This is a genomic window from Paraburkholderia flagellata (genome assembly GCF_021390645.1).
Taxonomy (GTDB): domain Bacteria; phylum Pseudomonadota; class Gammaproteobacteria; order Burkholderiales; family Burkholderiaceae; genus Paraburkholderia; species Paraburkholderia flagellata.
This window is the reverse complement of sequence record NZ_JAJEJT010000002.1, coordinates 704708-730461: the sequence shown is the minus strand read 5'-3', so window position 1 is coordinate 730461 and position 25754 is coordinate 704708. Positions and strand designations below refer to the sequence as shown.

Annotated in this window: 20 protein-coding genes and 1 tRNA gene; 7 read left to right on the top strand and 14 right to left on the bottom strand. The window is 63.0% G+C overall.

Translation table 11 applies throughout. The features are described from left to right. Positions 1-55 precede the first annotated feature (55 nt). On the bottom strand, positions 56-286 hold the full coding sequence (locus L0U83_RS17700) for a hypothetical protein (RefSeq protein ID WP_233885093.1): 231 nt from the start codon (positions 284-286) through the stop codon (positions 56-58). A gap of 478 nt (positions 287-764) precedes the next feature. On the opposite strand from L0U83_RS17700, the gene L0U83_RS17695 reads away from it, so the two are divergent. Continuing rightward, positions 765-1079: a VOC family protein gene (locus L0U83_RS17695; protein ID WP_233885091.1), complete on the top strand. Its 315-nt coding sequence runs from the start codon at positions 765-767 to the stop codon at positions 1077-1079. A gap of 1001 nt (positions 1080-2080) precedes the next feature. On the opposite strand, the gene L0U83_RS17690 is transcribed toward L0U83_RS17695, so the two are convergent. Then, positions 2081-2887, bottom strand: a complete 807-nt coding sequence (locus L0U83_RS17690; protein ID WP_233885090.1) for a hypothetical protein — start codon at positions 2885-2887, stop codon at positions 2081-2083. A 268-nt stretch (positions 2888-3155) separates the two neighbouring features. Here L0U83_RS17690 and L0U83_RS17685 point away from each other — a divergent pair, with 268 nt between their 5' ends. Both L0U83_RS17685 and L0U83_RS17680 read left to right on the top strand, forming a co-directional pair. Then, on the top strand, positions 3156-4100 hold the full coding sequence (locus L0U83_RS17685) for a metallophosphoesterase family protein (protein ID WP_233885089.1): 945 nt from the start codon (positions 3156-3158) through the stop codon (positions 4098-4100). Between the two features lie 86 nt (positions 4101-4186). Continuing rightward, complete coding sequence (locus tag L0U83_RS17680) at positions 4187-4483, top strand: cupredoxin domain-containing protein (protein WP_233886548.1); 297 nt, start codon at positions 4187-4189, stop codon at positions 4481-4483. Positions 4484-4575: 92 nt separating this feature from the next. Here the strand turns inward: L0U83_RS17680 and L0U83_RS17675 are convergent, their stop codons facing one another. Further along, positions 4576-6843, bottom strand: a complete 2268-nt coding sequence (locus L0U83_RS17675) for an alpha/beta hydrolase domain-containing protein (protein WP_233885088.1) — start codon at positions 6841-6843, stop codon at positions 4576-4578. 286 nt (positions 6844-7129) lie between these two features. After that, positions 7130-7435: a hypothetical protein gene (locus L0U83_RS17670; protein ID WP_233885087.1), complete on the bottom strand. Its 306-nt coding sequence runs from the start codon at positions 7433-7435 to the stop codon at positions 7130-7132. A 257-nt stretch (positions 7436-7692) separates the two neighbouring features. Between L0U83_RS17670 and L0U83_RS17665 the strand changes: the two genes are divergently transcribed. Next, positions 7693-9153: an amino acid permease gene (locus L0U83_RS17665; RefSeq protein ID WP_233885086.1), complete on the top strand. Its 1461-nt coding sequence runs from the start codon at positions 7693-7695 to the stop codon at positions 9151-9153. 9 nt (positions 9154-9162) lie between these two features. On the opposite strand, the gene L0U83_RS17660 is transcribed toward L0U83_RS17665, so the two are convergent. The 7 genes from L0U83_RS17660 to fdnG all read right to left on the bottom strand — a co-directional run bounded on the left by L0U83_RS17660 (position 9163) and on the right by fdnG (position 18403). Then, a tRNA-Sec gene (locus L0U83_RS17660) sits at positions 9163-9255 on the bottom strand. Positions 9256-9309: 54 nt separating this feature from the next. Continuing rightward, positions 9310-11238: a selenocysteine-specific translation elongation factor gene (gene selB / locus L0U83_RS17655; protein ID WP_233885085.1), complete on the bottom strand. Its 1929-nt coding sequence runs from the start codon at positions 11236-11238 to the stop codon at positions 9310-9312. Beyond that, positions 11235-12701: an L-seryl-tRNA(Sec) selenium transferase gene (gene selA, locus L0U83_RS17650; protein WP_233885084.1), complete on the bottom strand. Its 1467-nt coding sequence runs from the start codon at positions 12699-12701 to the stop codon at positions 11235-11237. The genes selB and selA overlap by 4 nt, the downstream gene beginning before the upstream one ends. Positions 12702-12716: 15 nt before the next feature. After that, positions 12717-13649: a formate dehydrogenase accessory protein FdhE gene (gene fdhE, locus L0U83_RS17645; RefSeq protein WP_233885080.1), complete on the bottom strand. Its 933-nt coding sequence runs from the start codon at positions 13647-13649 to the stop codon at positions 12717-12719. A gap of 117 nt (positions 13650-13766) precedes the next feature. Further along, positions 13767-14393, bottom strand: a complete 627-nt coding sequence (locus L0U83_RS17640) for a formate dehydrogenase subunit gamma (RefSeq protein ID WP_233885079.1) — start codon at positions 14391-14393, stop codon at positions 13767-13769. Further along, positions 14380-15318 (bottom strand): formate dehydrogenase subunit beta, encoded by a 939-nt coding sequence (fdxH, locus tag L0U83_RS17635; protein WP_233885078.1) that lies wholly within the window; start codon positions 15316-15318, stop codon positions 14380-14382. The genes L0U83_RS17640 and fdxH overlap by 14 nt, the downstream gene beginning before the upstream one ends. 13 nt (positions 15319-15331) lie before the next feature. Beyond that, complete coding sequence (gene fdnG, locus L0U83_RS17630; protein ID WP_233885077.1) at positions 15332-18403, bottom strand: formate dehydrogenase-N subunit alpha; 3072 nt, start codon at positions 18401-18403, stop codon at positions 15332-15334. A 195-nt stretch (positions 18404-18598) separates the two neighbouring features. Between fdnG and L0U83_RS17625 the strand changes: the two genes are divergently transcribed. Continuing rightward, on the top strand, positions 18599-20008 hold the full coding sequence (locus L0U83_RS17625) for a YihY/virulence factor BrkB family protein (RefSeq protein WP_233885075.1): 1410 nt from the start codon (positions 18599-18601) through the stop codon (positions 20006-20008). A gap of 220 nt (positions 20009-20228) precedes the next feature. Next, positions 20229-21437, top strand: a complete 1209-nt coding sequence (locus L0U83_RS17620; protein WP_233885073.1) for a porin — start codon at positions 20229-20231, stop codon at positions 21435-21437. Positions 21438-21676: 239 nt separating this feature from the next. On the opposite strand, the gene L0U83_RS17615 is transcribed toward L0U83_RS17620, so the two are convergent. From L0U83_RS17615 to pdxR, 3 genes are all read right to left on the bottom strand, one after another. Next, the gene (locus tag L0U83_RS17615; RefSeq protein ID WP_233885071.1) at positions 21677-22576 is read right to left on the bottom strand and encodes a LysR substrate-binding domain-containing protein; all 900 of its coding nucleotides are present in this window, start codon (positions 22574-22576) and stop codon (positions 21677-21679) included. A 252-nt stretch (positions 22577-22828) separates the two neighbouring features. Further along, positions 22829-23275 carry an HU family DNA-binding protein gene (locus L0U83_RS17610; protein WP_158760958.1) on the bottom strand — a complete coding sequence of 149 codons (447 nt, stop codon included), beginning with the start codon at positions 23273-23275 and terminating at the stop codon, positions 22829-22831. Positions 23276-23598: 323 nt separating this feature from the next. Beyond that, entirely contained in the window at positions 23599-25089 is a 1491-nt protein-coding gene (gene pdxR / locus L0U83_RS17605; protein ID WP_233885067.1) for a MocR-like pyridoxine biosynthesis transcription factor PdxR, read from the bottom strand. 165 nt (positions 25090-25254) lie between these two features. On the opposite strand from pdxR, the gene L0U83_RS17600 reads away from it, so the two are divergent. Then, complete coding sequence (locus L0U83_RS17600) at positions 25255-25692, top strand: carboxymuconolactone decarboxylase family protein (protein WP_233885064.1); 438 nt, start codon at positions 25255-25257, stop codon at positions 25690-25692. Positions 25693-25754: the final 62 nt, after the last annotated feature.

Here is a 25754-nt window from a genome sequence, read left to right as displayed (position 1 = left end):
CCGCGCGTGGAGGCCAGGAACGGCCGCCAGGCGCCGGCCAACAGGAGTGCCAGGCCTAAAAGCCGCCGGAGTCCTTGCCGAGCGTGTCGATATCGATTTCGAGGGCGCGGCAGACATCGCGCACGAACTCATCCATGGCAGCCGTGCACTCCGGGCTCCCCGCCGGGAAATCCTCGGGGTTCTTTTTGCCTTGCGCACGGCGGATGGCGCGAATGCTCGCCTCGAGCGCGCGCGCCTCTGCCCAGATGGGAGGTTTGTCGGGATAGTCAGGATGTTTGCGCGCCATGGCCGGTATTTCGGCAACGGCCACGCGAACTTTAGGCTGGCACAGCGTGCTGCCTCATGAACAAGAGGGGCCGCCCAGTGAGTCGTTAAATGCACGGATAGACATACGCTGCCCTTCGCCCATGATTTCGCCCGCATAGCTAGGGATGCCAAACGTTTGCGCATGTGAAAACCGCGCTTATCCAATGCACATCACATGTAGCGCTGGCGGAGTCGTTGCGTATGCAACGCGCGAGTCATGATGCGTGCCGCTGCAATTCGGCAACGGTTCAGGGATATTATTGTGCCCGCCCGATGGCGGCGTCCGCGGTGGCGGCTTTTCTGCAGCGAGCGAGCGAGCGAGCGGGCGCGAAGCGATGGTTCGCTGAGCAGAGCAATGACGAGTAGTGCGCATACCAGGATCGCCGCTGAACTGGTTGTGCCGCTGCCCCCTGATTACGATGAGGCAAAGCTTGAGCCGATCAATCACGGAGACCATCATGAAGCGCTTTCATATTGCACTGGCCGTTTCGAACCTCGAAGCTTCGATCGCGGACTATAGCCAGCGGCTTGGACAGCCACCGTCAGCCGTCGTGCCGGGCCAGTACGCGATGTGGCGCACAGGGATCCTTAACTTTTCGATCAACGAAAAGCCGGCGCAAGCGGGAATGTTGCGCCATGTTGGATTCGAAGACGACGCAGTCACAGGCTATTCGAGCAGTTTCGATGTGAACGGTCTCGAATGGGAGCTGTTCTCGGCAGCGGAGCAGGACGCGCGCATTGTCAGCGCCTACGGGGTTCCGGTACGGCAATGAAGAAAGGCATGCTACGTCACGCTATTCGAATCCTTGCGCCTGGCATTGCCGCCAGCGCGATGGTAGCGTGCACGTCGGCTGCCAACGTGTTCCCCTGTCACGACTTCTCTCGGCGACGGCCGTAGCGGAAACATTACGTTTGAATCGATAACGCCCACGAACACCCGCGATTTTCTCCTGCATTACGCCACCGCCAGCAAGGTCGCGATTACGGGGGATCTGAGCAATGCGGCGTTCGCACCCAGGCAGGGCCTTTCCTTACATTAAGCCGACACCCCACCAAAACAACGGCCGCACGAACGCGCCTGGCCCAATCGCAGGCGCCCGGCGCTCACTGTCACCTCGTTGCCGCAATCGCACCTGCACACCCACATACCATCGCCAGCGTACCGGTCCGTCGTCAGCTGTCCGAACACCTCGCCGCCCTTCAGCGCGGGCGAGCCTGGGCGGGACCGCCATACACGACGCTGCTCACGGCAGCCGCAATCCTGCGTCTGCCCGCTCTCCACCGCAGCGAGCGCAGCCGTGACGTGGGCGCCGCATCGGCACTGCCAGAGCCACACGCCAGCGCCGCGATACTGAAGCGCGACGAGATCGCCGAAGGCGCGGCCGGAGACGTCGCGATTCGGCGGAAAAGGCCATTCAGGCGGCAAGGGGGGACGAATGCGCTGGTTCACGAAAGCTAAATGGGATTCGGCGTCCTGTTCTCAAGCGTAACCGACCGCTTTCGATTCGCGGGCGTGGCTCAGCAAAGAGGGGCGGATTGGCCCGCACATTCGGTGCGGCGCCGCCTCGTTTCGGGTTGAGCGCGTATTTTGACACCTCGCGCGTACCGCGAATGATAAATCGGGAACATTTGCTTGAGTGAGCGATGAAACGCCGGGGGCGGCGAGGTACCAGTCGATGCGCAATTCGGGCTGCAGCGTCTGAGTTCCCAGCTACGCAGAAGCGCTGAAAATGAATATTTCGCCCTCCTCGCAGATCAATCTCGACATCGAAAGTCATTCCTGGACATCCTGTTCGCGCGACGGACTGCTGGCCAGCAAGCAGGCCTTTGCCGAATATCTGCGCAGCCTGCGGCGCTCCAGCGCGTTGCGTAACTGGCCCAGGATCAACGTACTGGCAATCAGAGCGAGATACAGCGTAATGAGATCGTGACGCGCGCCGTTGAGGGCCGATTGATGGACGACGAGCGCGGCGTCGACGGGCGGAAGCATGTGGCTCTTGCCCTCAACGACGCGCGTCATGTGGATGAAGCCCGCAGCGGAAAGCAACGGCAACTGGACAAAAAGTAGCAGCAACGCCAGCCGCATGCGACGCGCCCATGCATGGTGGCGCAACCGGAACCACAGCCCGAGGCATCCGTGTATCCAGCCAGGCGCAAGCAGCGCGAGTTGCAGGCCCTGCGTGCCGCTCGTGAGCAGCACGACAATGACGCGCTCGTAGTTGGGTTCGAAACCGTAGAGCGAAGACGCAAGCCGGGTCGTCACTGCATGGCGGATCAGCAGAAGCGGCAGGCTGAGCCCTGCCCACAGGCGGATCCATTCCGCGGGCGGCAGCGCCCAGTGCCGCCGCCCGTAAATCGTGCGCAACGCCAAGACGAAATGCACCGATGCTGCGCCATACAGCGCGATTGTTCCGGGCGTGCTGCGCCAAAGCCGCAGCGCGAGCACGAGACCGCGTCCGGCAAGCTCGAGCGACCAGATACCGAGCGCGTGATTAACCAGATGCAGAAAGAGGTACGTCAGCATCACGAGGCCCGACCCGAGTTGAAGTCGGCGCAGAACGAACTGCACGTTGATTCTCATGTCTCCGGCACCGCGACGGGTCATCTCGAAGATGTCCATTTTGTTTCTGCCATTTCGTTTGCCACGCCTGCACTACCGCGAACCCACGCCGGTTATTCCCGCGCTCGACGGGCGACAGGTGAACGCAGCGTGATCGACTTTCGGGAATGAACTGGAAATAAAGCGGGAATAAAACAGCGGCCTTCACGGTATTGCACGTGAAGCCCGCCCTGGAGGCGCTCCGCATTGCACCGGCGGTCGACTTCCCGAACCCAGTCGAGAGGACATCATGTCGTCAGATCATCCTTCCCAACCGTCACGCCGCAGCGCCCTGAAATGCCTCGCCTTCGGTGGCGTGGGCACCGTGTTCGTTCTGGCCGGAGGCGTCCTCACGCCCGTGGAGTTGGCGCTGGCAGCCAGCACCAAGGAAAACGACGCGGCTTCCGGCGTTCCGCTCTTTCTGCAGATCAGCGACTCGCATATCGGCTTCAACAAGGAAGCGAATCCCGATGTCGCGGGCACGCTCAAACAGACGATTGACTACGTCAACGCCATGCCAACCAAACCCGCGCTGGCGATTCACACGGGCGATATCACCCACCTCTCCAAACCTGCGGAGTTCGATCTGGCGGCGCAATTGCTGTCCGGTCTCGACATCACGGAGTTGCACACCACGCCCGGCGAGCACGATGTGACAGACGGACCGCAAGGCGAATACTTCAAGCGTTTCGGCAAGGCATCGGACAACCGGGGTTATTACAGCTTCGACCACAGCGGCGTGCACTTCGTCGCGCTCGTCAACGTGATGCATTTCAAGCCAAACGGGCTGGGAAATCTGGGCGAGGACCAACTCGCGTGGCTGGAAAACGACCTGAAGGGCCGCACGTCCAGCACGCCGATCGTCGTCTTTACTCACATGCCGATGTGGACGATCTACGAACCGTGGGGCTGGGGTACCGGCGATGCGGGCCAGGCGATGGACTATCTAAAGCGCTTCGGCTCGGTGACCGTGCTCAACGGTCATATTCATCAGATCGTTTCCAAGGTGGAGGGCAATATCACGTTCCACACGGCTCGCTCGACCGCCTATCCGCAACCGACCGCCGGCAATGGCCCTGGACCTGGACCACTTACGGTGGCTAGCGATCAGTTACCGAAGATGCTTGGCGTAACCAGTATCCGAATCTCGCGCCACCCTCTCGCGGCGACGCTTTCCGACACGTCCCTCGCCTGACTTTGCGTCTCGCACATTGAACAAGGATCCGAGCCATGCTCTCCATTTACTATCGGCGCGCATTCGCCCTCTTCTGCGGGATCGGGATGCTCATCGCGGTGGCGTCCCTTGGGTTGCCTGCCGCTCATGCGCAGGAGTCCAATCAGATCGTCATCAAGAACTTCATGTTTTCGCCCATGTCTCTCACGGTCAAGGCGGGCACGACGGTCACCTGGAAAAATATGGATGGCGAACCGCATACGGTCGTCAACGACGCGGGCGTATTCCACTCCGCCGCGCTCGACCAGAACGACACGTATCAGTTCAAGTTCGACAAGCCGGGGGTGTACAACGTGTTTTGCGGGATCCACCCGTATATGAAGGCAACCATCACCGTGCAGTAGAGGGATAGAAGCCGCCGAGTCCCGGCGTGATGCGGAGCGTCGTCGTGTGTGTTGCAACTGGCTAGCGCTACGCGACGACGCTCCGTCGCAGTTCAAGGGTTCGGCAGCAAGGTCGGAGAGATTTGCGCCGCGTTGCTGATGAAGACGTTCGTCGCATCGTCTTGCAGCAAGTAGCCCTGCTTGACGAGTGCATCCGCCGCCTTCGCAACCGCCGCTTGATAACGCGAACGGCTGCCGCCATAGAGCGCGTCCAGCGTGGTGCGGCTATCGACGCCCCCTGCCTGCGCGGCCGCGCTCACAGCGAAGGGAATCGCCGCGCCGTTGGAGATGCAGCCTTCACCGATTGCGTGCCCTGCGCCGCGATAGTTCCACCCGGTATAGGTCGCGAGCGGTACGCCCACATCCGGCACGAGTACGCCCGTGGTTTCGTTGCCGTTGGCGTCGACCTTGGGCACGAGAATCGTGTACGGCTGCGCAGTGTTCACGACCGGCACGGCGTTGCTGTAGTCAGTCACGAAGACCTGATTGTATTCGCCGTCAAACGTCAGGCTGAGCGGTGTCGGCGTCGCGGCGGGGCCGCTCGGCACAGTCACGTTCTCAAGATTGGGGAAGCCTGTAGCCGCTTGCGTCGGCGCGACCAGATTGCCCGACGCCACCGTCGGATATTGCGAGGCGGGCGGCTCCGTGCCCTTGCCAGCCCATGCGACCAGCGCGGGAATCAACGCGCGCTCGACGGGCGTTTCCTCGACGGGTGAGCCCGGCAGCTGACACAGACTGCCTGTGGCCGGCACCGTGAAGTTTCCCGTAGTCACGCCGCCGCCGCCGCCGTGCTGCGTGCCCGGCACGAGGTAGTAGCGCACGTTCGGTGGCAAATGGACGTCGTTGCCACGTCCATCCGTGACGACCAGCGACGCGGCGCCGCCCCACCATTCAAACGCGCCGTCGAGTTGCATGATCTTCGGACACGTAGCGGAGGCTTCGCAACGCTTGAGCAGGCCATCGGTCTCTCCGCTGACCGGATCGGTCCTTACTGCATAAGTAAAGGGGAACTGGAAACCCGGCATGAAGTGGTCCTCATGCTGCTTGGACCAGCGTCCCGGCTGCGCAAACGCGGCGTTGGTCCAGGTGCGCCGTGCAGCGGAAATGATCGGAAATAGTCCGTCGAAAACGATCCTGCCGTGCTTGTCCTCGTTGAAGCCCTGATAGAGAAAGTCCTTGATGAAACGGCCCGACTGCGAAATCCCCTCGCCAATGGCGACGTCGAAGTTCGTATCTCTGGCGCATCGCGACGCTGCACAGGCCGCGTCCTTCAGATCGTTGAGCGGATTTTGAACGCCCCGCGCATCGGCCCTGTCGTAGCGCAGCCAGGACACGAGATCCCGCAGCGCCGCAAAGCCGATGCCATCGATGGTCGGCGCCGCGGCCTTGTAGACGAAGCTGTAAATCGTCCCGGCATCGGGCGGGACGGTCCTCCCGTTGGGACCCGGCACCGACGCGGGCGGCGTGAACTTGACCGAATAATTTCCTTCATAGACATTATTCGGAGTGCTGATATAGCTCCACGATGTCACCTCGACGGAAGGCGCCCTATACGTTTGCACGCCGCCTGGAATGCTGCCGTATGCCGATAGCCACGATTGCCGGGCGGTGAAGGTGACGCTACCCGTGTCGTTGAGATTGGCGGGCGGGTACGTGAGCGGAATCGTGGCCGGGTCGCCGCCCGCATAGTCCGGAATGAACTCTTCGCGCGACAGCGCTGTCATTGGCGAACCGTCCTTGTTGGTCGCCACAGGAAATTTCGTGCCGACCAAACCCGCGCCGGCCAGCGTGCTCGTGCCGTTGAGCGGAATATCGCCTTGCCAGCCGCTCCAAAGAATCGTATAGCCGTGGCGCAGCAACGATGGGAAGGTCGATGGCGGCGGTGCGCCGGTATCGAGCGCGCCTGCGCCGATGAATGATCCATCGGCGAGCTTGTTGCCGCGATTCACAACGTCGTAGAAGAGCACGCGCGTGGCGTTTGCGGCGCTCTGCGGACGCAGGATCACGACATCGGTCCAGTAGTCGACATACCCATCGACTCCGATAGGCGCATTCTTGATGTTGACAATACCCGCGTTGAGCGGAGAACGCGGGTCAAGGGCGCCGTGCACGACGGCGGTGATGACCTCGTATGGGCCGGCTGCTCCCGCAGGTGTCGCGCCACCGAAGGCCGGCTCGGAAGAAATGACCTGAAAGCTCTTGATGAAACCCGCGCCCCGCTGGCCAGGCTCAGAGCCGTGCGGGTCACTGTGTGCGATACCGCCAATGAGCATTCCACTCGCACCGCAAATCAGTAGCATTCCTATATTTTGAGTCTTCATCGTAGAATCTCCTAACCGTGGCGTACATGGCAGAAGCGGAGTCTCGCGCTTTTCCCTTGAGGAACGGCGAGTCCGTGAGATGCAAGGCTTTCATGCGGAATGACCAGCATTACGCACGCATGCTGGTCCGGTACACGGAGGCACGCGTGGCTGAAGTCGGAATGCTTACAATTGGCCGAAATCGTTCGATAAATCTTATGCGGCCTTGAGTATTTATAATTCGCGAGACCGCAATTCCTACTGGCGTTTACGCGTACGCTGGAGGTGCTTGCGCGAACATCAAAAGTCAGCGTTGCGCGATATCGTCGCCGTGCGAGTCCTTGTGAACGACCTCGACGTCGATGGTCCGGCCATCGTCGCCGAACTCGCGCGCCTGCCGGCGTAGCGCACGTATTCTCCACCAGAGATAGCCCGCGAAGACCACGCCCACAGCGAACAAGACGGCAAGCAGCACCACCGACAACATCGCAGCCACCACGAGCACGATTGCGCTCACGACGACGGCCGACAATCGGCCGAACCATCCGGTCCCACCGATCCGGATCCCTTTCTCGTACGCCACGCGCCGTGGCGACGGTCTATCGTTGTCCATTCCTCTTCTCCCAGCCGCTGTCGCGGACTGTCAATTACGCTGGCGAATCCCGCGATATGTATCGCGTATTCGCCGCATCACCCATCCTGCCGATGAGTGTGAAGTGTTCCGAAACATCTCTGCGCGCGTAAGCCGGTCGTCGTCGTACGGCTAACTGAAAACTTACCCTTCGCGAACACGCGCCTATGTCTATTCTAAAGAAGTAAAGCAAGCCGAATCGAGTCGTTTCCAGTCGCAGTTGAATGGGACAACCTATCATGGCTGACACGAGCTACACGGCGCGCAAGTCCGTCGCCGACATAGTGGGAAGCGCCGATGCCGAAAGCAGTCGGGCGCTGTCGAAGACCCTTGGGGCGCCCAGCATCACGGCGATGGGAATCGGCGCCATTATTGGCGCGGGCATTTTCGTCCTCACTGGCACCGCGGCGGCACAATTTGCCGGCCCGGGCATCATCCTGTCTTTCGTGCTGGGCGGAATTGCATGTGCGTTTGTCGGCCTTTGCTACTCCGAACTGGCCGCCATGCTCCCCGTATGCGGCAGCACTTACACGTATACCTATGCGACCCTTGGCGAAGTGTTTGCGTGGATCATCGGCTGGGACCTGATTCTCGAGTACGCCATGGGTGCCGCGACGGTCGCGGTCGGGTGGTCCGGATATATCGTCAGCCTGTTGCGTAACGTCGGAATCAACATCCCGCCCACGCTCGCTGCCGCACCCGGCACGACCGTCCAGCTTGCTGACGGTACCACCGCCGCCGGCACGATCAATCTCCCTGCAGTACTGATCATCGCGATCCTCACGGCGATGCTGGTACTCGGCACGCGGGAGTCTGCACGCATCAACAACGTCATGGTCGCCGTCAAGCTGGCGGTCGTGGCGGCCTTCATCGCTATCGGCGCGTTCTTCGTGCATCCCGCCAACTGGCATCCCTTCGTGCCGCCCAACACCGGTGCATTCGGCAGCTTCGGGGCAAGCGGCATTTTGCGCGGCTCCGCAGTCGTATTCTTTGCCTTCATCGGCTTTGACGCAGTGTCGACCGCTGCGCAGGAGGCGAAACGGCCACAGCGCGACATGCCGATTGGCATCCTCGGCTCGCTCGTTATCTGCACTTTGCTCTATATCCTCGTAGCCGCCGTGCTTACCGGCCTCGTTCCATACGCACAACTGAACGTTCCCGATCCGATCGCCAAAGGTGTGGACGCCATTGGTTTCACCTGGTTCTCAGTGCTCATCAAGATCGGCGCGCTAACCGGCCTGACCACCGTGATACTCGTGCTGCTCTATGGGCAGAGCCGCATTTTCTTCACGATGTCGGAGGATAGACTGCTCCCCCATCTGTTCTCCACCGTCCATCCTCGCCTGCACACGCCACATCGAAGCCAGATCATGATCGGCACGGTCGTCGCCATCGTGGCGGCCCTCACACCGATCGGCGTACTCGGCGAGATGGTCAGCATCGGGACGCTGTTTGCGTTCGTACTCGTGTGTGGAGCAGTCATGTACCTGCGGCGCAGCGACTCCGACGCGGCCCGCCCTTTCCGCGCGCCCGGCGTGCCGGTGGTCCCTATTCTCGGGATCGCGTTTTGCGTGTTGCTGATGGTGGGACTACCGCTCGTCACCTGGGTACGGCTGATCGTCTGGCTGCTTATCGGTATGCTGATCTATATGTCTTATGGCCGGCATCATTCGCGACTGCGCCATCCGGAGCGTGAGTGACGGAAACGGCGGAAGGCAGCCAGAGTCGAACTGACCCGGGAGCGGCTGACGCCCCCAACCGGGTTTGAAGCCCGGCCGTACCACCGGATACGAATGCCTTCCTTCGTCGAACTCAACCGCAACGGCAACCGCAATCGCAAGCATACATCGATGTGCCTACAACCATTCGCGCATCCGGCTATCGCGCCGTAATAGATGCGTATCGCGCTGAAAGCGAGTATATCCAACGCGATCGAAGTACTCCAGAATCTGAATCGCCCGTTTGCGGCCCAATGCCGTGGCGTCGCGAAACGCCGCGGCATTGACGGTGCCGCCCTGCTCCGCGGCAATCTGTGCAACGGTGCGAGCGAGCATCTGCACCACGTCTCGATCGTAAAAGAGATCGCGCACGACCTGATACACCATACCGAGGCGCGCGAGCTTGCGCAGCAACGCACGCACCTTATCTTCCGGCTGCCGCGTCTCGCGCGCGAGATCCCGCACCCACGGCGGATCGAAGCGCCCTTGCGCAAGCAGCGGCATGAGGCGCGCCGCGAGCGCTTCGTCGTCGGCATCGAGCGTCACCGCGTGCGAGGGCAAATGCAGCCACGGGCCGCTGCGCGCCACGCGCCCCTCACGTTCGAGCGCTTCAATCGCGGCGCGCCACACCGCATCGCTCACGAGCGGCGCCGCCATGCGCCGCAAACGCGCCGCGTCCGGCCCCTGCTCGTCAGGCGAGCGTACATGAAACTCGCCGAGCGCTTCGACAATGCGCTCGGTGAGCCTCGTCCAGTGCGCGTGTGCGATCATCGCGCCTTCGTCGTCGCGCCCTTGCGGTGCGATTGAAATCGCGTCGGCGGGCATTGCCAGCGCGGCATCGTCGTAACCGGTCAACTGGACCAACGTTGCGCGCGCAATGCCGCACGGCGCTTCTTCGATCAGCGGCGCAAGGTTTGCTTCGTCGAGCCACGTGCGCAACGCGTCGAGCCATGCGCGTCGCTCAGCCGTTCTGCGCCGCCGCGATGGGCCGAACGGATCGAGCACACGCCCGCCACCGACGGTGTGATTTGCCTGCGCGTTGCGAACAATAAATCGGTCTCCCGGCAACGCGTGCAACGGCGCGTCGAAAACAAGTTGCACACGAGCGGTCTCGCCGGGTGCGAGCGTTTCGCCTTCGAGCAGTGCGACGTTCGCAACACGATGCGTCGTGCCCAGATGCACATGAAGCGGCGACCAGTGCTGCAACGTGATGTCTGCGTCGTCGAGCAACTGCAGTTCGACGTCGAGACGCATGGCAGGCTCGCCCAGCCGCGCATCGACGATCCAGTCGCCGCGTGCAATCTGTTCCTTGTCGATGCCCGCGAGATTCAGCGCGCAACGCTGGCCGGCGTGGCCCGCGTCGCCGGCCTGTACCGCGCGATTCTGCGCATGCAGGCCGCGCACACGCACGGGCGTGCCGGCTGGTGCGAGCACGAGCGCATCGCCGGCTCGTACACGCCCGGCGAATACCGTGCCCGTGACCACCGTCCCTTGGCCCGTCAGCGTAAAAACGCGATCCACTGCGAGGCGAAAGAGGCCATCGTCTCGTCGCGCCCGCCATGTACCCGCGCGCTCGCGCAACCAGGCGTCGAGGCGCGCCACGCCTTTGTCATCTGGCTGCGTTGCGTTCGTCTCGAAGATCGGTGCGTCCGCAAGCATCGTGCTAGCGAGCCATGCGTCGATTTCGGCGCGCACGGCGTCGCGCCGCGCCGCATCCACGCGATCCGTCCTCGTCAGCGCAATGGCGCCGTGCTGAACGCCTAGCAATTGCAGAATGGCGAGGTGCTCGCGCGTTTGCGGCATCACGCCGTCGTCGGCGGCAATCACGAGCAAGGCGAAGTCGATACCGCACGCACCCGCCGCCATCGTATGCACGAGCTTTTCGTGGCCGGGCACGTCGATGAAGCCAAGCACGTCGCCGTTGGCTAGCGGCAGGTACGCGTAACCCAGTTCGATCGAAATGCCGCGCGCCTTCTCTTCTTTCAGGCGGTCGGTGTCTACGCCGGTCAACGCACGAACCAGCGTGGTTTTGCCATGGTCGATGTGCCCCGCCGTGCCGACGATCACAGGTGCAGCTCCGCGAGTTGCGCAGCGAACGCCGCTTCGGCCCCGGGTTCGAGGCAGCGCAGGTCGAGGCGCAGCGCGTCGTCGGCAATGCGGCCGATCACGGGCCGCGGCAGTTCGCGCAAGGCACGTTCGAGCTTGAGCAGCGCGCGGCCGCTGCCGCCCTTGCCTGCATGGCGCACGACGAGCCCGCTGCTCGGCAGCACGTCCACGGGCAACGCGCCGCTGCCGATCTGGCTGAACATCGGCTCGACGCTCGCGGCATACGCGTCGCCAACCGCGCGCTGCAACGCGGGTAGCGCGCGCTGCGCGGCCTCCTGCATATGCGTGGCGGGCCGTGTGAGAAGGCGCAACGTAGTCAGCCGCTCCTGCAAGAATTCAGGCGCCTGATAGAGCCTCAAAACCGGTTCGAGCGCTGCAAGCGTGAGCTTGCCCACGCGCAGCGCACGCTTGAGTGGGTGCTTCTTGATCTTCGCAATGAGCGCCTTGCTTCCGACGATCAGCCCCGCCTGCGGGCCGCCCAGCAGCTTGTCGCCGCTGAAGGTCACGAGGTCCGCGCCCGCTTCAACGGTCGCGCGCACTGTGGGCTCGGCGGGCAAGCCCCACTGCGCGAGGTCGACGAGCGTCCCGCTGCCCAGGTCGACTGCGACCGGCAGGCCGTGCTGACGTGCCAACGGCGCGAGTTCATCGAGTTCGACGCTTTTCGTAAAGCCGCTGATCGCGTAGTTACTGCAATGCACTTTCATCAGCAGCGCAGTGCGCGCGTTGATCGCCGCTTCGTAGTCCTTTAGATGCGTCCGGTTCGTCGTGCCTATCTCGCGCAAGCGGGCGCCCGCCCGGCTCATGATGTCGGGAATGCGAAACGCCCCGCCGATCTCGACCAGTTCGCCGCGCGAAACGACGACCTCCTTGCGATTGGCGAGTGCGCTCAACAGCAACAGCACTGCTGCCGCGTTGTTGTTGACAACGGTCGCGGCTTCAGCGCCCGTCAGTTCACAGATCAGTGAGTCGATCAGATCGTCGCGGTCGCCGCGTTTGCCGCTCACGAGATCGAATTCGAGGTTCGCGGGTTGCGTGAGCGCCTGGACCACGGCTTCTACGGCCTGATCGGGGAGCAGTGCGCGGCCGAGATTCGTGTGGAGCACCGTGCCCGTGAGATTGAAGACCGGACGCAGGCGGCTTTGCGTGCGTTCGGCCAACCGTCGCGCGGTGGCCGCAATCACGCGCTCGAGAGAAAATGGTTCGGCATCCTTGTGGTCGTGCACCAATACGCCGGCTCGCGCATCACCACGCCAGGCGTCCTGCGTGGCGCGTATCGCGCCCAGCACCTGGGTGCGCCCGTATTGCGCAATCAACGGCTGCGCTTCGTCCGAGGCAATCACCCGCTCGACCGCGGGCATGGTTGCGAGCAACGCGTTGAGGGTGCGCGCATCGTGTTCCGCTGCTTGTCCCACGGTTTCACTCATGGCGTGCTCGACTCCTTACTGGTCGCCAGGCACTTCGGGCCATAGCAACGGGTTCGGGCTCGCGCGACGGTAACCCGCGTCGCTCATCAGCAGATCGAGCGTGAGGCTCGCGAGGTCGTCGGCGAGCGGCTCGAAGTCGAGATCCTTCTCCTGATAGCCGATCTTGCGGTACGTATGGCACTCGTCGCACGATTCGGCTTTGAGCGCGGCATTGCCGCCTTCGATGCCGTGATACGCAATGCCCTTGGTCGAATCGCAGTTCGTGCACTTCACGCGCACCACGTGCGCTTCGGTGCCGCACAGGGCGCATTGCGTATACCGATAGCCCTGATACGCGCCGCCAATGCGCACGATGCTGGCAACGGGCGGCGATCCGCAAACGGGGCATACGCCCGGTGCGTCGACATAGGGAATGTCCCGCACGTCGATGCGGCTTGCGAGGTCGGTCCACACCACCTGCAGCGCGGCCATGATGAACGGCGCGGTGGCGGGTGCGATTTCGGTGTAGCGCTGCGCGAGGATCGCGTCGGCCTGGGCTTCGAGTTGTCCTTCGTCCATGGCGCGCAGCTCGTCGAGCACTTTCGCGAGCGCAGACGCGACCACACCCGCGGCTTCAACACGATCGGCGAGACGGTATAGCACGGCGCGCCATTGCGGATCACGCTCGCCAGAAAGCGCCGGAAGTATCGGCATGCAATGATGCTGCGCGTTTGCGATGGCTTCGCGCGAAGGCATGGACGCGCTGCAATGTTCAAGCGCCTCCTGCTGCGCATCGACGAGCGCCGCCATCAAGCGCACGTAGCCGCCAATAGGATTGTGGTCCGAGAGATGCCGCAGGCGCACGGCGCGCGTGCTGAAAAAGGCGAAGCGCTCGGGCAAACGGATGCGCGGAATGGCCGAAGGATCGAGCGACTCAATTTGCTGCGGGTCGAGAATGCGTTGCGTCACGACGGGTCTGCTCCAGAACGGCTTCAAAAAGAAAAAACCGCCGTGCCCTTGCGGGCGCCGGCGGTTTGCCGCTCGCGCCGCCACTGCCTTTAAGGCAGGCGGCGCGCAGCCTGTGCGTTACTTGATGCTCTCGCGGAACCAGCGCGGATGATGCTTTCTTGCCCAGCCCCAGGTGACGTAACCGCGCGTCATGGCGCCGATCGACCCCTTCACCCACAGCGCTGCATAAATATGGATGATGATGCCGCATATCAGCACGAACGCCGCGATCGCATGCACCAACGACGAGAGCCGAATAATCTCGATCGGGAAATAGACCGAGAAATATCGCCGCCAGATCACAATGCCGCTCAAGAGCAACAGCACGAGGCAAACCACCATCGCAAAGAATAACAGCTTCTGGCCCGCATTGTAGCGGCCGATCTCGGGCAGCCTGTCCTCGCGGTTATTGAGCACGTCACCCATCTGTTTCATCCACTGGATGTCGTCTTTGTCCAGATAATTGTGATGCCAGAAGCGCAACGCAAGGATCAGGAACGACACGAACATCACGACGCCGATGAACGGATGCAAAATGCGCGTCCACTGACCGCCGCCGAGCACCGCATAAAGCCACGACATGGCCGGATGAAACATTGCGAGGCCCGAGAGCGCGAGCAGGATGAAACTGATCGCGGTGATCCAGTGGTTGCTTCGCTCGTTGGGCGTGTAGCGCTCGATCAGTTGCGGTTCATCGTCTTTCATCGTTGCGCTCCTCGGGTGGTTCGCCACGCATGCGCCGCGCCTCGTCGCGCGCGGCAATTTCATCTTCTTCCGTCACTTCGTTCGGGCCGACCCGCGTGTAGTGGAAGAAACCCGCCAGCGCCGTGAGCGCCATGATGCCAAGCGCGATTGGCTTGGCGGCGCCCTTCCAGAGCCGCACCATCGGGCTGATGCGCGGGTTGTCAGGCAGGCCGTGATAGAGCGAGGGCTGGTCCGCGTGATGCAGCACGTACATGACGTGCGTGCCGCCCACGCCTTGCGGATCGTAAAGCCCCGCGTTCTGGAAGCCTCGCTCCTTGAGGTCCACGATGCGCTCGGCCGCGTGCTGCTTCATGTCTTCCTTGGTGCCGAACACGATCGCGCCCGTCGGGCAGGTCTTTACGCAGGCGGGTTCCTGCCCCACTGCCACGCGGTCCGAGCAGAGCGTGCATTTGTATACATGGTGGTCCTTCTTCGAGAGGCGCGGAATATTGAACGGACAACCCGCGATGCAAAAGCCGCAGCCAATGCAGTTTTCCTCGTGGAAATCCACGATGCCGTTCGTATACTGGACGATCGCGCCCGGCGCTGGACATGCCTTCAGGCAGCCCGGGTCCTCGCAGTGCATGCAGCCGTCCTTGCGGATCAGCCATTCGAGGTTGCCGTCCGGGTTCTCCCATTCCGAGAACCGCATGACGGTCCACGAGTGCTCGGTGAGATCGTGCGGATTGTCATAGACGCCTGTATTGACGCCGATTTCGTCGCGCAGATCGTTCCACTCCATGCACGCCGTTTGACACGCCTTGCAGCCGATGCACTTGGTCACGTCGATGAGCTTTGCGACCGCGCCCGTGACCGGCTCGCGCACGCCGGGCGGCGGCGTGGTGGTGGCCGAAAGGCGTTTGATGTCGAGTGATTGCAATGTCATGGTTAGCGTCCCCCTATGCCTTTTCGACCTTCACGAGGAACGACTTGAACTCGGGCGTCTGCGAATTGCCGTCGCCCACGGGTGGCGTGAGCGTATTCGTCAGATAACCCGGTTTCGTGAGCCCCTTGAAACCCCAGTGCAGCGGCACGCCAACGGTATGCACGGTCTTGCCTTCGATGGTGAGCGGCTTGATGCGCTTGGTCACGACTGCCACGGCGATCAGATAGCCGCGATTGCTCGACACCTTCACGCGGTCGCCCGCCACCACGCCCACCTCCTTCGCCAGCGCCTCGCCGATCTCGACGAACTGCTGCGGCTGAATAATCGCGTTCAGCCGGGCGTGTTTCGTCCAGAAGTGGAAGTGCTCGGTTAGCCGGTACGTGGTCGCCACATGCGGGAACTGCTGCGCGGTCCCGAACGTCTTGCGGTCGTCGGGGAACACGCGCGCCGCTGGATTGCTCGTGGCGAGCGGATTGTTCGGGTGGAAAGGGTTATATCCAAGCGGGTTCTCGAACGGTTCGTAGTGCTCAGGGAACGGACCTTCGTTCATGCCGTCGCGCGCGAAGAAGCGCGCCACGCCCTCGGGGTTCATGATGAACGGCCCCATGCCCTGATCTGGCGCTTCGTCGACCTTGTAGTCGGGTATGTCTGCGCCCGTCCACGCGCTGCCGTTCCAGCCGATCAGCTTGCGGGTGGGATCGAAGGGCTTGCCCGCCGTATCGCACGAGGCGCGGTTGTAGAGAACGCGCCGGTTCACGGGCCAGGCCCAGGCCCAGTTCAGCGTCTGGCCGATGCCTGTGGGGTCCGAGTTGTCGCGCCGCCCCATCTGGTTGCCCGCCTGGGTCCATGCGCCGCAGAAGATCCAGCAGCCGCTCGACGTCGTGCCATCGTCTTTCAGTTGTGCGAAGCCCGCAAGCTGCTCACCCTTCTTCACGAGCACCTTGGTGGGATCCTTCGCATCGGTCTGGTCGGCGAGCGCCTTCCCGTTGTATTCCTTCGCGAGTTCTTCCGGCGTGGGGCTCGCAGGATTCGAATACGGCCAGTCGAGCTTGACGATCGGATCGGGCAGCTTGCCGCCGTCCTTCTGGTACGCCGCGCGTATGCGCAGGAAAAGGCCCGACATGATTTCGAGGTCGCTCTTCGCCTCGCCCGGCGGCTCCGCGCCCTGCCAATGCCACTGCAGCACGCGGCTCGAACTCACGAGCGAGCCGTTCTCTTCCGCGAAGCACGTGGTCGGCAGACGGAACACCTCGGTCTGGATCGAAGCGGAATCGACATCGTTGAAGTCGCCGTATTTCTTCCAGAACTCGGAGGTCTCGATGGCGAGCGGGTCCATGATCACGAGCCACTTGAGCTTGCTGAGCGCCGAGAGCGTCTTGGCCTTGTCGGGCGCGGACGCCATGACGTTGAAGCCCTGGCAGATATAACCGTTGATCTTGCCTTGATTCATCAACTCGATCGTCTGCAGCAGATCGTAAGGCTTGTCGAGCTTCGGCAGCCAGTCGTAACCCCAGTTGTTGTCCTTCGTGGCCGCGTCGCCCCACCACGACTTCATGAAGCTCACGAAGAATGCGCCATAGTGCTGCCAGTAGCTGAGCTGGTTCGGCCGCATCGGCTGCGAAGCGCGCTTCTTGATGTAGTCGTCGTAGTCCTGTTCCGCTTCGAACGGCAGCGTCATATAGCCCGGCAGCAGGTTCGACATCAGCCCGAGGTCCGTGAGCCCCTGGATGTTCGAGTGGCCGCGCAGCGCATTCATGCCGCCACCTGCTATGCCGATGTTGCCGAGCAGCAGTTGCACCATCGCGCCGGTGCGGATCATCTGCGAGCCGATCGAGTGATGGGTCCAGCCGAGCGCGTACATGATCGTGCCTGCGCGGCCCGGCTCGGCTGTGCTCGCGAGCATTTCGCACACCTTGAGGAATTTATCCTTCGGCGTGCCGCACACCTTCTCGACCATGTCGGCCGAGTAGCGCGAATAATGCTGCTTGAGCAACTGGTACACGCAGCGCGGATTCTGCAGCGTGTCGTCCGTCTTCACGAAGCCGTCGTCGCCGATCTCGTAGTTCCACGACGATTTGTCTGCATACGAATGCTTCTGTGGATCGTAGCCCGAGAAGATGCCGTCGTTGAACGCATAATCTTCTCGCACGATGAACGAGAAGTCGGTGTAGTTCTTCACGTACTCGTGCTGGATCTTGTCGTTCGTGAGCAAATAGTTGATCACGGCGCCAAGGAACGCGATGTCCGTGCCGGTGCGGATCGGTGCGTAGAAGTCCGCGACCGATGCCGTGCGCGTGAAGCGCGGGTCCACGACGATGAGCCGCGCCTTGCGGTGCGCCTTCGCCTCCGTGACCCACTTGAAGCCGCACGGGTGCGCCTCGGCCGCGTTGCCGCCCATCACCAGAATCACGTCCGCGTTGCGTATGTCGACCCAATGGTTCGTCATCGCTCCACGGCCAAACGTCGGGGCAAGACCTGCCACCGTCGGGCCGTGTCAGACACGCGCCTGGTTGTCGAATGCGAGCAGGCCCATGCTGCGGGCCACTTTGTGCGTGAGATAGCCGACTTCGTTGCTGCCCGCCGATGCCGCCAGCATGCCCGTGGTCAACCAGCGGTTCACGGTCTTGCCGTCGGCGGCTTTCTCGACGAAGTTCGCGTCGCGATCTTCCTTTAGCAGCTTCGCGACTCGATCGAGCGCCTCGTCCCACGAGATGCGTTTCCACTCGTTCGTTCCGGCCGCGCGGTACTCGGGGTACTTGAGGCGGCTTTCGCTATGAATGAAATCGATCAGGCTCGCGCCCTTCGGGCACAGCGTGCCGCGATTGACGGGGTGATCGGGATCGCCCTCGATATGGATGATGCTCGTGGTCGCGTTCTTCGCGCCATCGCCGAGACCGTACATGAGGATCCCGCAACCGACCGAGCAGTACGGGCAGGTATTGCGGGTTTCAGTGGTGCGCGCCAGTTTGTATTGTCGGACCTCGGCAAGCGCGTTATCGGGTGCGAAACCCATCAACGCGAGGCTGGAACCCGCCAGCGACGTTGCCGTGACCTTGAGGAACTGACGCCGGGACATCTGCAGCATGATGCGTCCTCGGCTTGGTTGTGGGTTTTTTCAGTATAAGACGTTTTGGGAGACGGATCGCGCTGGATGTTCGCGAGCTTTACAGGCGTACAGCGCGAGGTCGCCCGGGAACCACGCTTGCTAATATTGAATGGCGAACGAGCCAGTTTTGTGACGAAAACGAACCACTGAAGAACCACTGCGGGGCGCGCCATCATGTCAACGCTTTCCACCGAACGACTGCAGTCCGCCGCACGCAAGGAAGCGTCGTGGGTGGTGGGCGCGCTGCGCCAGTTCATCGCCAACCGCTGCCCGTCGCTCGCGGCGAGCATCGCGTTCTACTCTGCGTTTTCGCTCGCGCCCACGCTCGTGATGGTGATTGCGGTGGCCGGCTGGTTCTTCGGCGACGAAGCCGCGCGCGGCGAACTCTTCCGCCAGGTCCACAACGTGCTCGGCGACGATGCGGCCGCGGGCATCACCACCATCGTGCAGAACGCGCATCGCGCGGGCGGCAAGGGCAGTGTCGCGGCGATCATCTCGCTTTCCTTGCTCGTGATCGGCGCGTCCGCAACCTTCTCCTCGCTCAATTCCGCATTGAACATCGTCTGGCCGCCGGACGGGCAGCGCCCCTCCAGCGTGCTGGCGCTCGTGCGCGTGCGCCTCATTTCATTCAGTCTCGTGCTGGGCGTCGCGTTCCTGCTGATCGTCTCGCTCGTGCTCGACACGGCCATCATATTCGTCGGCCAGTGGCTCTGGGGCAATTCTCCTTATGTGATCATCGGAAACCTGATGCAGTTGGGCGTGGGCCTCATGGTGCTGGCCGTCGCATTCGGCGCCCTGCTGCGCTTCCTGCCCGACGCCGACGTGCGCTGGCGCGACGCGATGGTGGGAGGCATCATCGCGGCAGTGCTGTTCTCGGCAGGCAAGAAGCTGTTCGCGCTCTATCTCGCGCACGCGGGCATGGCAACGGCCTTCGGCGCCGCCGGCTCGCTCGCGGTGCTGCTCATGTGGCTCTATTTTTCGGCGGCGGTGCTCCTGCTCGGCGCGGAATTTTCGGCGGCGCGCGGACGCATGCACGACCCGCGCGGCGCGTGGGGTTTCCTTGAGGAAACACCGCCCGGCAGCCGCGCCAAGCTGGCCTCCGTACTCGCCGCCTCCACCATCGTCGCGCGGCACGATACGAAGCGTACGGACCGTCCCGCTGCTGCCCCGGCGCCGTCCGCTGTGCCGATCGGAAACGGCAGCGCAGCGGCCACGGCAATGCCTGCAGCCTTGGCGGCGGCCGTTACGGCAGACAAATCGACACTATCGGAAACACCGCTCGGCGCGGTCGGGCGCGCGAGTGCGCGTGGCGGAGCGTTCGCGGGGCTGAAATCGGGGCTGCAGATTCGCCGTTCGGTCGTGCGCATGGAGGACAGTGCCACCTATGCGGCTGCGCTCACGCTGGTCCAGGCGGGCCGCACAGTGGCCGCCGCCGACCGCTATGTGAAGCGCCATCCGTGGAGTTCGGTGCTGTTCGTCGCGAGCGCCGCGCTCGCCATGACGGCCGCCGGCAGGCGCCGTCACCCGGACGAAGCCGGGCCGATCGAGGCTGCTACACAAGGTCGCAGCAAGCCTAAAAAATAACGATCATTTACGGAACTTTTATCAAAAACAACAATAATGCTCGATCAACAATCCAATATTTCCAAAATCGGCATAATCGACGCAGGCCCCGTCTGACACGGGATTCTGGCCGGTGTCAGGTTTTTGCGACAAACTTTATTTTTTCAGTTCAGGTCGCTTGGCCTGCTGCGTTATTCTCCATCGCGCAACAACTACACAATTTCTGCGTGGAGAAAACAGAATGAAACGAGTCGCTCTCTCGACCCTCTCGCTGGCCCTTTTGGCCGCAGCTGGCACCGCGCACGCTCAAAGCAGCGTGACCCTCTATGGTGTGATCGACGAATCGATCCAGTACGTCAACCACACGATGAACAGCCAAGGTCAAAACAAGAACTTGGTCGCCCTCGTTGGCGGTAACCTGTCTGGCAACCGCTGGGGCCTGAAGGGCACGGAAGATCTGGGCGGCGGCCTGAAGGCAATTTTCCAATTGGAAAGCGGCTTTAACATCAACAACGGCGCGCTGGGCAAATACAACGGCAACACGGCGATCTTCGGCCGTCAAGCATTGGTTGGCGTCACGCACGAGCAGTACGGTACGGTCACGCTCGGTCGCCAGTACGACCCGTTGGTCGACATGGTTCAGCCGCTGACCGCCGACAACTACTTCGGCAGCACGTTCGCAACCCCGGGTGACGTCGACAACAACGACAACACCTCGCGTACGAACAGCGCAATCAAGTACGTCTCGCCGAACATCCAGGGCTTCCAGTTCGAAGGCATGTACGCGTTTGGCGGCGTGGCTGGCTCGACCGGCTCGGGTCAGAGCTGGGGTGCTGCTGCAACCTACGGCATCGGCTCGTTCAACGTTGCCGGCGGCTACTTCCGCATGGACAACTCGTCGTCGGCGGCAGCCCGCGCAGCCAGCGCGGTCAACGGTTTCGGCGGCTGGTCCCAGAGCGCAACGTCGGATAACGTCTTCTGGAACGGCAGCCAGATCAACGCGGCCTACGCTTCGGCGTCGTCGGTCGGCACGGCTCAGGTCGCTGCGCAGTACGTCGCTGGTCCGTTCACGTTCAGCGGCCGTTACAGCAACGTTCAGATGCGTCGGGACAGCGCTTCCGCGTTCGCGTCGAACCAGCGCTTCAACGTCGCAGGCGGCTTCGTCGGCTACCAGTTGAACCCGGCCACGCTGCTCGGCCTCGGCTACACCTGGACGCACGGCGCCGGCGACGTGTCGAACACCTACAACCAGGTTTCGCTCGGCGCGGACTACAACCTGTCGAAGCGCACCGACCTGTACGCTGTGGCGGCCTGGCAGCACGCCAACGGCACGCAGCGCGACAGCGCGACCACGACGTCGATCGCAGGCGCGTCGATCGGCTCGTACGGCTACAACTCGGCTACGAGCTCGCAGACCATGGTCAGCCTGGGTATCCGCCACAAGTTCTAAGCAACGCTTTACTCCGGGCTTCGGCCCGGCGCCGGAACTGGCTGACGAGCCATTCCGGCGAAGCGAGCGAGACCACGCAGCTAAAAACGACACGCTGCACAAACCAGCCTCGGCGCAAGCCCTGGCTGGTTTTTTTATGCCCGCGAGGTTTTAGAAGCGATCCTCCACGGCGGTTCGTGCAAGGCCGTGTGTGTGCACGGCCTTGCGCCGTTTACAGGTCTTTTAGACGAGTAAAAGCCTCAGCGCAGCCGCGCCAGCGCGGCTGCGGCGTGCCACACGAATGCGTCGCTCAACGCCGTCGCCGCGCGCTGCGTGCCGCGCACGACATGGAGCGCGCTCGACAGCGCGGGCGTGAAGCGCTTCACGCTCACCCGCGCGCTAGCGTGCTGGGCCGTCAGCGCGTCGACGAGCGCGATGCCCATTCCCGCCTCCACCATCCCCACGACGGATTGCGCGAGCGCCGCTTCGATGCCGGGCTCGCGCGCCACCCCGCATTCGGCAAAGAGCCGGTCGATGGAATGACGCGCCTCGCTCGCCGCGGCAAACGAAACGAAGCGTTCGCCCGCGCAGTCTTGCGCATGGATCATGCGCTTGCGCGCGAGCCGGTGTCCGCGCGGCACGATGCAGCGCAGCGGCCATTCACCCAGATACTCGAGACGGGCGCCAGGATGCACGACGGCTTGCGCCACGAAACCGAGATCGCAGCGTTGCGCCGCCACGCGCTCGGCAATCTCGGCGGCTTCGCCAGTCATCAGTTCGAGATCGACGCCCTCGTGCTCGCTCGCGAACGCAGCGGCCACGCGCGGCAGGAAGTCGGCGCAAAGATCTGCTGAAGCGGCGACACGCACGACGCCGCGCCGCTGCGCGCGAATCTGCGCGGCCGCCTGGGCCACGCGCTCGAAGCCGAAGAACGCGCGCTCGACTTCGTCTTGCAGCGTATGCGCCTCGACGGTCGGCAGCAAACGCCCTTGGCGTCGCTCGAAAAGCGTGAACCCCATCTTCGTTTCGAAGTCGGCAAGCAGACGGCTCACCGCGGGCTGCGAAATGCCGAGCGCCTGCGCCGCGCGGGTGACGGTGCGCCAGTGCATCAATGCGCGAAACGCTTCCACCTGGCGCAAACTGAGGTCGGTTGTCGGCATAACACTCTATTATGGATATTCGAAAATTCTGGCTCGTATCGTCGACGCGATTGCGAAGCCGATAAGGATTATCGCTCGATTTTCCGAACATAGTACCGAACGCCAGTTCATAACATCAGAACATGGCATGGAGCGCCTATGCGGTTGTACGCACCAAATGAAAATCCCCGTGGGCTCGACGCCAACGGGGATTTTTTGGTACTGACGGTAGCCGCTACCCGAAGGGCGCGGCTTGAAGCGCAATCAGCGCAATCAGGCTGCTGCTGCGTCCTTCAGCTTCTTCAGGGCGCGCGCCTTGATGCGGACCGATGCGGGCTTGGCCGGGAACCAGCGCTCTTCACCCGTGAACGGATCCTTGCCGAAGCGCTTCTTCTTCGCCGGCACGGCCTGCACGACGATCTTCAGAAGGCCCGACAGCGTGAATTCGCCAGCGCCCTTCTTGTGGACCGAACCGAGGATCGTGTCTTCCAGCGCGGCGAGCACGGCCTTGGCAGCCTTCGGCTCGACGCCTGCACGCTCAGCGACGTGGGTAGCCAGCGAGGCCTTCGTGAAGGTGTCCTTGATCGGCGTCGGTGCGCCGGACGCCTTCACGGCGACCTTCTTAGCTGCGGCCGTCTTGGTGGCGGGCGCTTTCTTTGCGGCAACCTTCTTGGCCGGGGCAGCTGCCTTTTTGGCCACTTTCTTTGCGGAAGTCGGCATGTTTCTCCTACCAGTGTTGGTCAGTGAATCGAAGAAGCACTGCGGAATGCACGTGCTTCAACGGCGGATTCTACATACGCGCAAGCGTTTTGCGTGAAGCTTTTGCATTGTCGTTACGATTTTGTTGCGCGGCGCTGACTCTCGAACACATTTTGACGCCTGTTTACAGGGGTAAACGTGCACCTCGCGTACCCGAGGCACGGTCGGACGACACGCTTCGCCCGGCTCGGCGCACGGCACGTTCATCAGGAAAGCGCCATACGTATGGCGTTTTTGCATGATTTCGGCTGCGATGCCGGTGTCGGCGCGACGGCAAGATGCAGTCAAAGTGTGCGCAGCAGCGTGGCGAGCGACGTCAGCGCGGCATCGATACGCTCGGCGTCGACTCCACCGTAACCGAACAGAAAACCGCTCTGCACAGGCGCTTCTAGATGAAACGGCGTGAGCGGGTGCAGGCCGATCGACGCGCGGCGCGCGGCGTGCGCCACCGCAGCGGCGTCGAGCGGCGCGACGAGCCGCGCCGCCAGGTGCAACCCAGCCGTGTTCGGCGTGACGGGTTCGAGCCACGGCGCGAGCGGTCCACGCAGATGCGCGAGCAGCACGTCACGGCGCTGCGAATACGTCTGATGCATGCGCCGCAAATGGCGCGCGAAATGGCCGTTGAGCATGAAGTCGGCGAGCGCAGTCTGCGTAAGTACGCAACCGTGGGCATCGCCAATCTGCCGTGCGCGGGCGAGCGGCGCGGCCAGCGCGGCGGGCGGCACCGTGTAGCCCACGCGCAACTCCGGGAAGATCGTCTTCGAAAACGTGCCGACGTAAGCGACGAGACCGGCGTTGTCGAGGCTCTTGAGCGGCTCCATCGAGCGGCCCTCGAAGCGGTATTCGCAGTCGTAATCGTCTTCGATCACGAGCGCGCCGCGCGCCTGCGCCCATTCGAGCAGCGCGACGCGTCGCTCGAGACTCATCGGCATGCCGAGCGGGAACTGGTGCGAGGGCGTCACGTACACGAGCCGCGCCGCTTTCGGCAGACGCGCGACCACGAGCCCGTCGCGATCCACGGGCACCGGCACGATCTTCGCGCCCAGTGCGGCGAAGATGTCACGCGCAGGCGGATAGCCCGGGTCTTCCACGGCGACCACGTCGCCCGGGGCAAGCGTCACGCGCGCGAGCAGATCGAGCGCCTGCTGCGCGCCCTGCGTGACGATCACGTCCTGCCAGTTGCCCTGCACCGCGCGATTGAAGGCGAGATAGCGCGACACGGCGAGGCGCAGCTTTTCCTCGCCCGCCGGATCGCGATACATGCCGTGGCCGCGCGCCTGCACGCGCAGCGCGTCGTTGATGCAGCGCCGCCAGATGTCGAAGGGAAAGCGCGACTTGTCGGTGATGCCGCCCGCGAAGTCGCAGGCGAGCCGCGCGTCCAGACGCGGCAACGAGTCGCGCAGCGCCTCGGCTTGCGCCTGCCACCACGGCGTGGCCTGCGCCTTGCGCACCGAAGTGGCAACGGCGCTAGAGGCCGCGTTGGCTGCGCGAATCTGCGGATTCGGATGGCCGCGCTCGCGCGCGGGCAGGCGCTCGAGCGTATCTGCGACGAATGTGCCCGAGCCGCGCCGCGAGTTCAGATAGCCTTCGGCGAGCAGCCGTTCGAATACGTCGAGCGTGGTCTTGCGCGAAACGCCGAGCTGCAATGCGAGATCGCGTGTGGACGGCAGGCGCGTGCCGCCTGCCAGGCGGCCGTCGACAATGCTGTCGCGCAGTTGACGATAGATCTGGCCGGCGAGGTCGCGACGGCCCGACACGGTAACGTGGAGTTCCATGATGACGCTGCTGATAGCGTTCGACGGGAGCGAAAGTGGTCACCCGAAATATTGCCAGAATGGCTATGTGAACGCGCCAGCGCAACGCCTAAAGTGCACCTGTGGTTACGCAATTCGCAAGTCCAACCCATCAACCAGGCAATTCAACTCGAAAGGTGAACGCTCATGCAGGCACGTCTGGATTTCTACAAGGCCAGCCCGGAAGGCACGAAGGCCATGATTGCGCTCGAAGAGCGCGCGAGCAAAAGCTCGATCGAAAAGCCGCTCGCGGAACTGGTGCGCCTGCGTGCTTCGCAGATCAACGGCTGCGCGTACTGCGTGGACATGCACACCACGGATGCACGCAAGGGCGGCGAAACCGATCGCCGGCTCGCCACGGTATCGGTGTGGCGTGAAACGCCGTTCTTCACCGAGCGCGAGCGCGCGGCGCTCGAATGGACCGAATCGGTCACGCTGCTCGCGCAAACGCATGTGCCCGACGAGGTTTGGGAACGCGTGAAGCCGCATTTCAGCGATCAGGAGATCGCCGACCTCACGCTGCTGATCATCGCGATCAACGGCTGGAACCGCATCGCGGTGACGTTCCGCAAGATGCCGGCCTGAGCATGCCGTGAAACGCGCCGCGCCCGCTGCCACAAATTAAGCAGCGGCTGAACGCGGCGCGT

Bases quoted from the DNA above. Each gene is read 5' to 3' on its own strand.
- L0U83_RS17700 (WP_233885093.1), bottom strand. From the start codon at position 286: ATGGCGCGCAAACATCCTGACTATCCCGACAAACCTCCCATCTGGGCA.
- L0U83_RS17695 (WP_233885091.1), top strand. From the start codon at position 765: ATGAAGCGCTTTCATATTGCACTGGCCGTTTCGAACCTCGAAGCTTCG.
- L0U83_RS17690 (WP_233885090.1), bottom strand. From the start codon at position 2,887: ATGAGAATCAACGTGCAGTTCGTTCTGCGCCGACTTCAACTCGGGTCG.
- L0U83_RS17685 (WP_233885089.1), top strand. From the start codon at position 3,156: ATGTCGTCAGATCATCCTTCCCAACCGTCACGCCGCAGCGCCCTGAAA.
- L0U83_RS17680 (WP_233886548.1), top strand. From the start codon at position 4,187: ATGCTCATCGCGGTGGCGTCCCTTGGGTTGCCTGCCGCTCATGCGCAG.
- L0U83_RS17675 (WP_233885088.1), bottom strand. From the start codon at position 6,843: ATGAAGACTCAAAATATAGGAATGCTACTGATTTGCGGTGCGAGTGGA.
- L0U83_RS17670 (WP_233885087.1), bottom strand. From the start codon at position 7,435: ATGGACAACGATAGACCGTCGCCACGGCGCGTGGCGTACGAGAAAGGG.
- L0U83_RS17665 (WP_233885086.1), top strand. From the start codon at position 7,693: ATGGCTGACACGAGCTACACGGCGCGCAAGTCCGTCGCCGACATAGTG.
- selA (WP_233885084.1), bottom strand. From the start codon at position 12,701: ATGAGTGAAACCGTGGGACAAGCAGCGGAACACGATGCGCGCACCCTC.
- L0U83_RS17640 (WP_233885079.1), bottom strand. From the start codon at position 14,393: ATGAAAGACGATGAACCGCAACTGATCGAGCGCTACACGCCCAACGAG.
- fdxH (WP_233885078.1), bottom strand. From the start codon at position 15,318: ATGACATTGCAATCACTCGACATCAAACGCCTTTCGGCCACCACCACG.
- L0U83_RS17625 (WP_233885075.1), top strand. From the start codon at position 18,599: ATGTCAACGCTTTCCACCGAACGACTGCAGTCCGCCGCACGCAAGGAA.
- L0U83_RS17620 (WP_233885073.1), top strand. From the start codon at position 20,229: ATGAAACGAGTCGCTCTCTCGACCCTCTCGCTGGCCCTTTTGGCCGCA.
- L0U83_RS17615 (WP_233885071.1), bottom strand. From the start codon at position 22,576: ATGCCGACAACCGACCTCAGTTTGCGCCAGGTGGAAGCGTTTCGCGCA.
- L0U83_RS17610 (WP_158760958.1), bottom strand. From the start codon at position 23,275: ATGCCGACTTCCGCAAAGAAAGTGGCCAAAAAGGCAGCTGCCCCGGCC.
- pdxR (WP_233885067.1), bottom strand. From the start codon at position 25,089: ATGGAACTCCACGTTACCGTGTCGGGCCGTCGCGACCTCGCCGGCCAG.
- L0U83_RS17600 (WP_233885064.1), top strand. From the start codon at position 25,255: ATGCAGGCACGTCTGGATTTCTACAAGGCCAGCCCGGAAGGCACGAAG.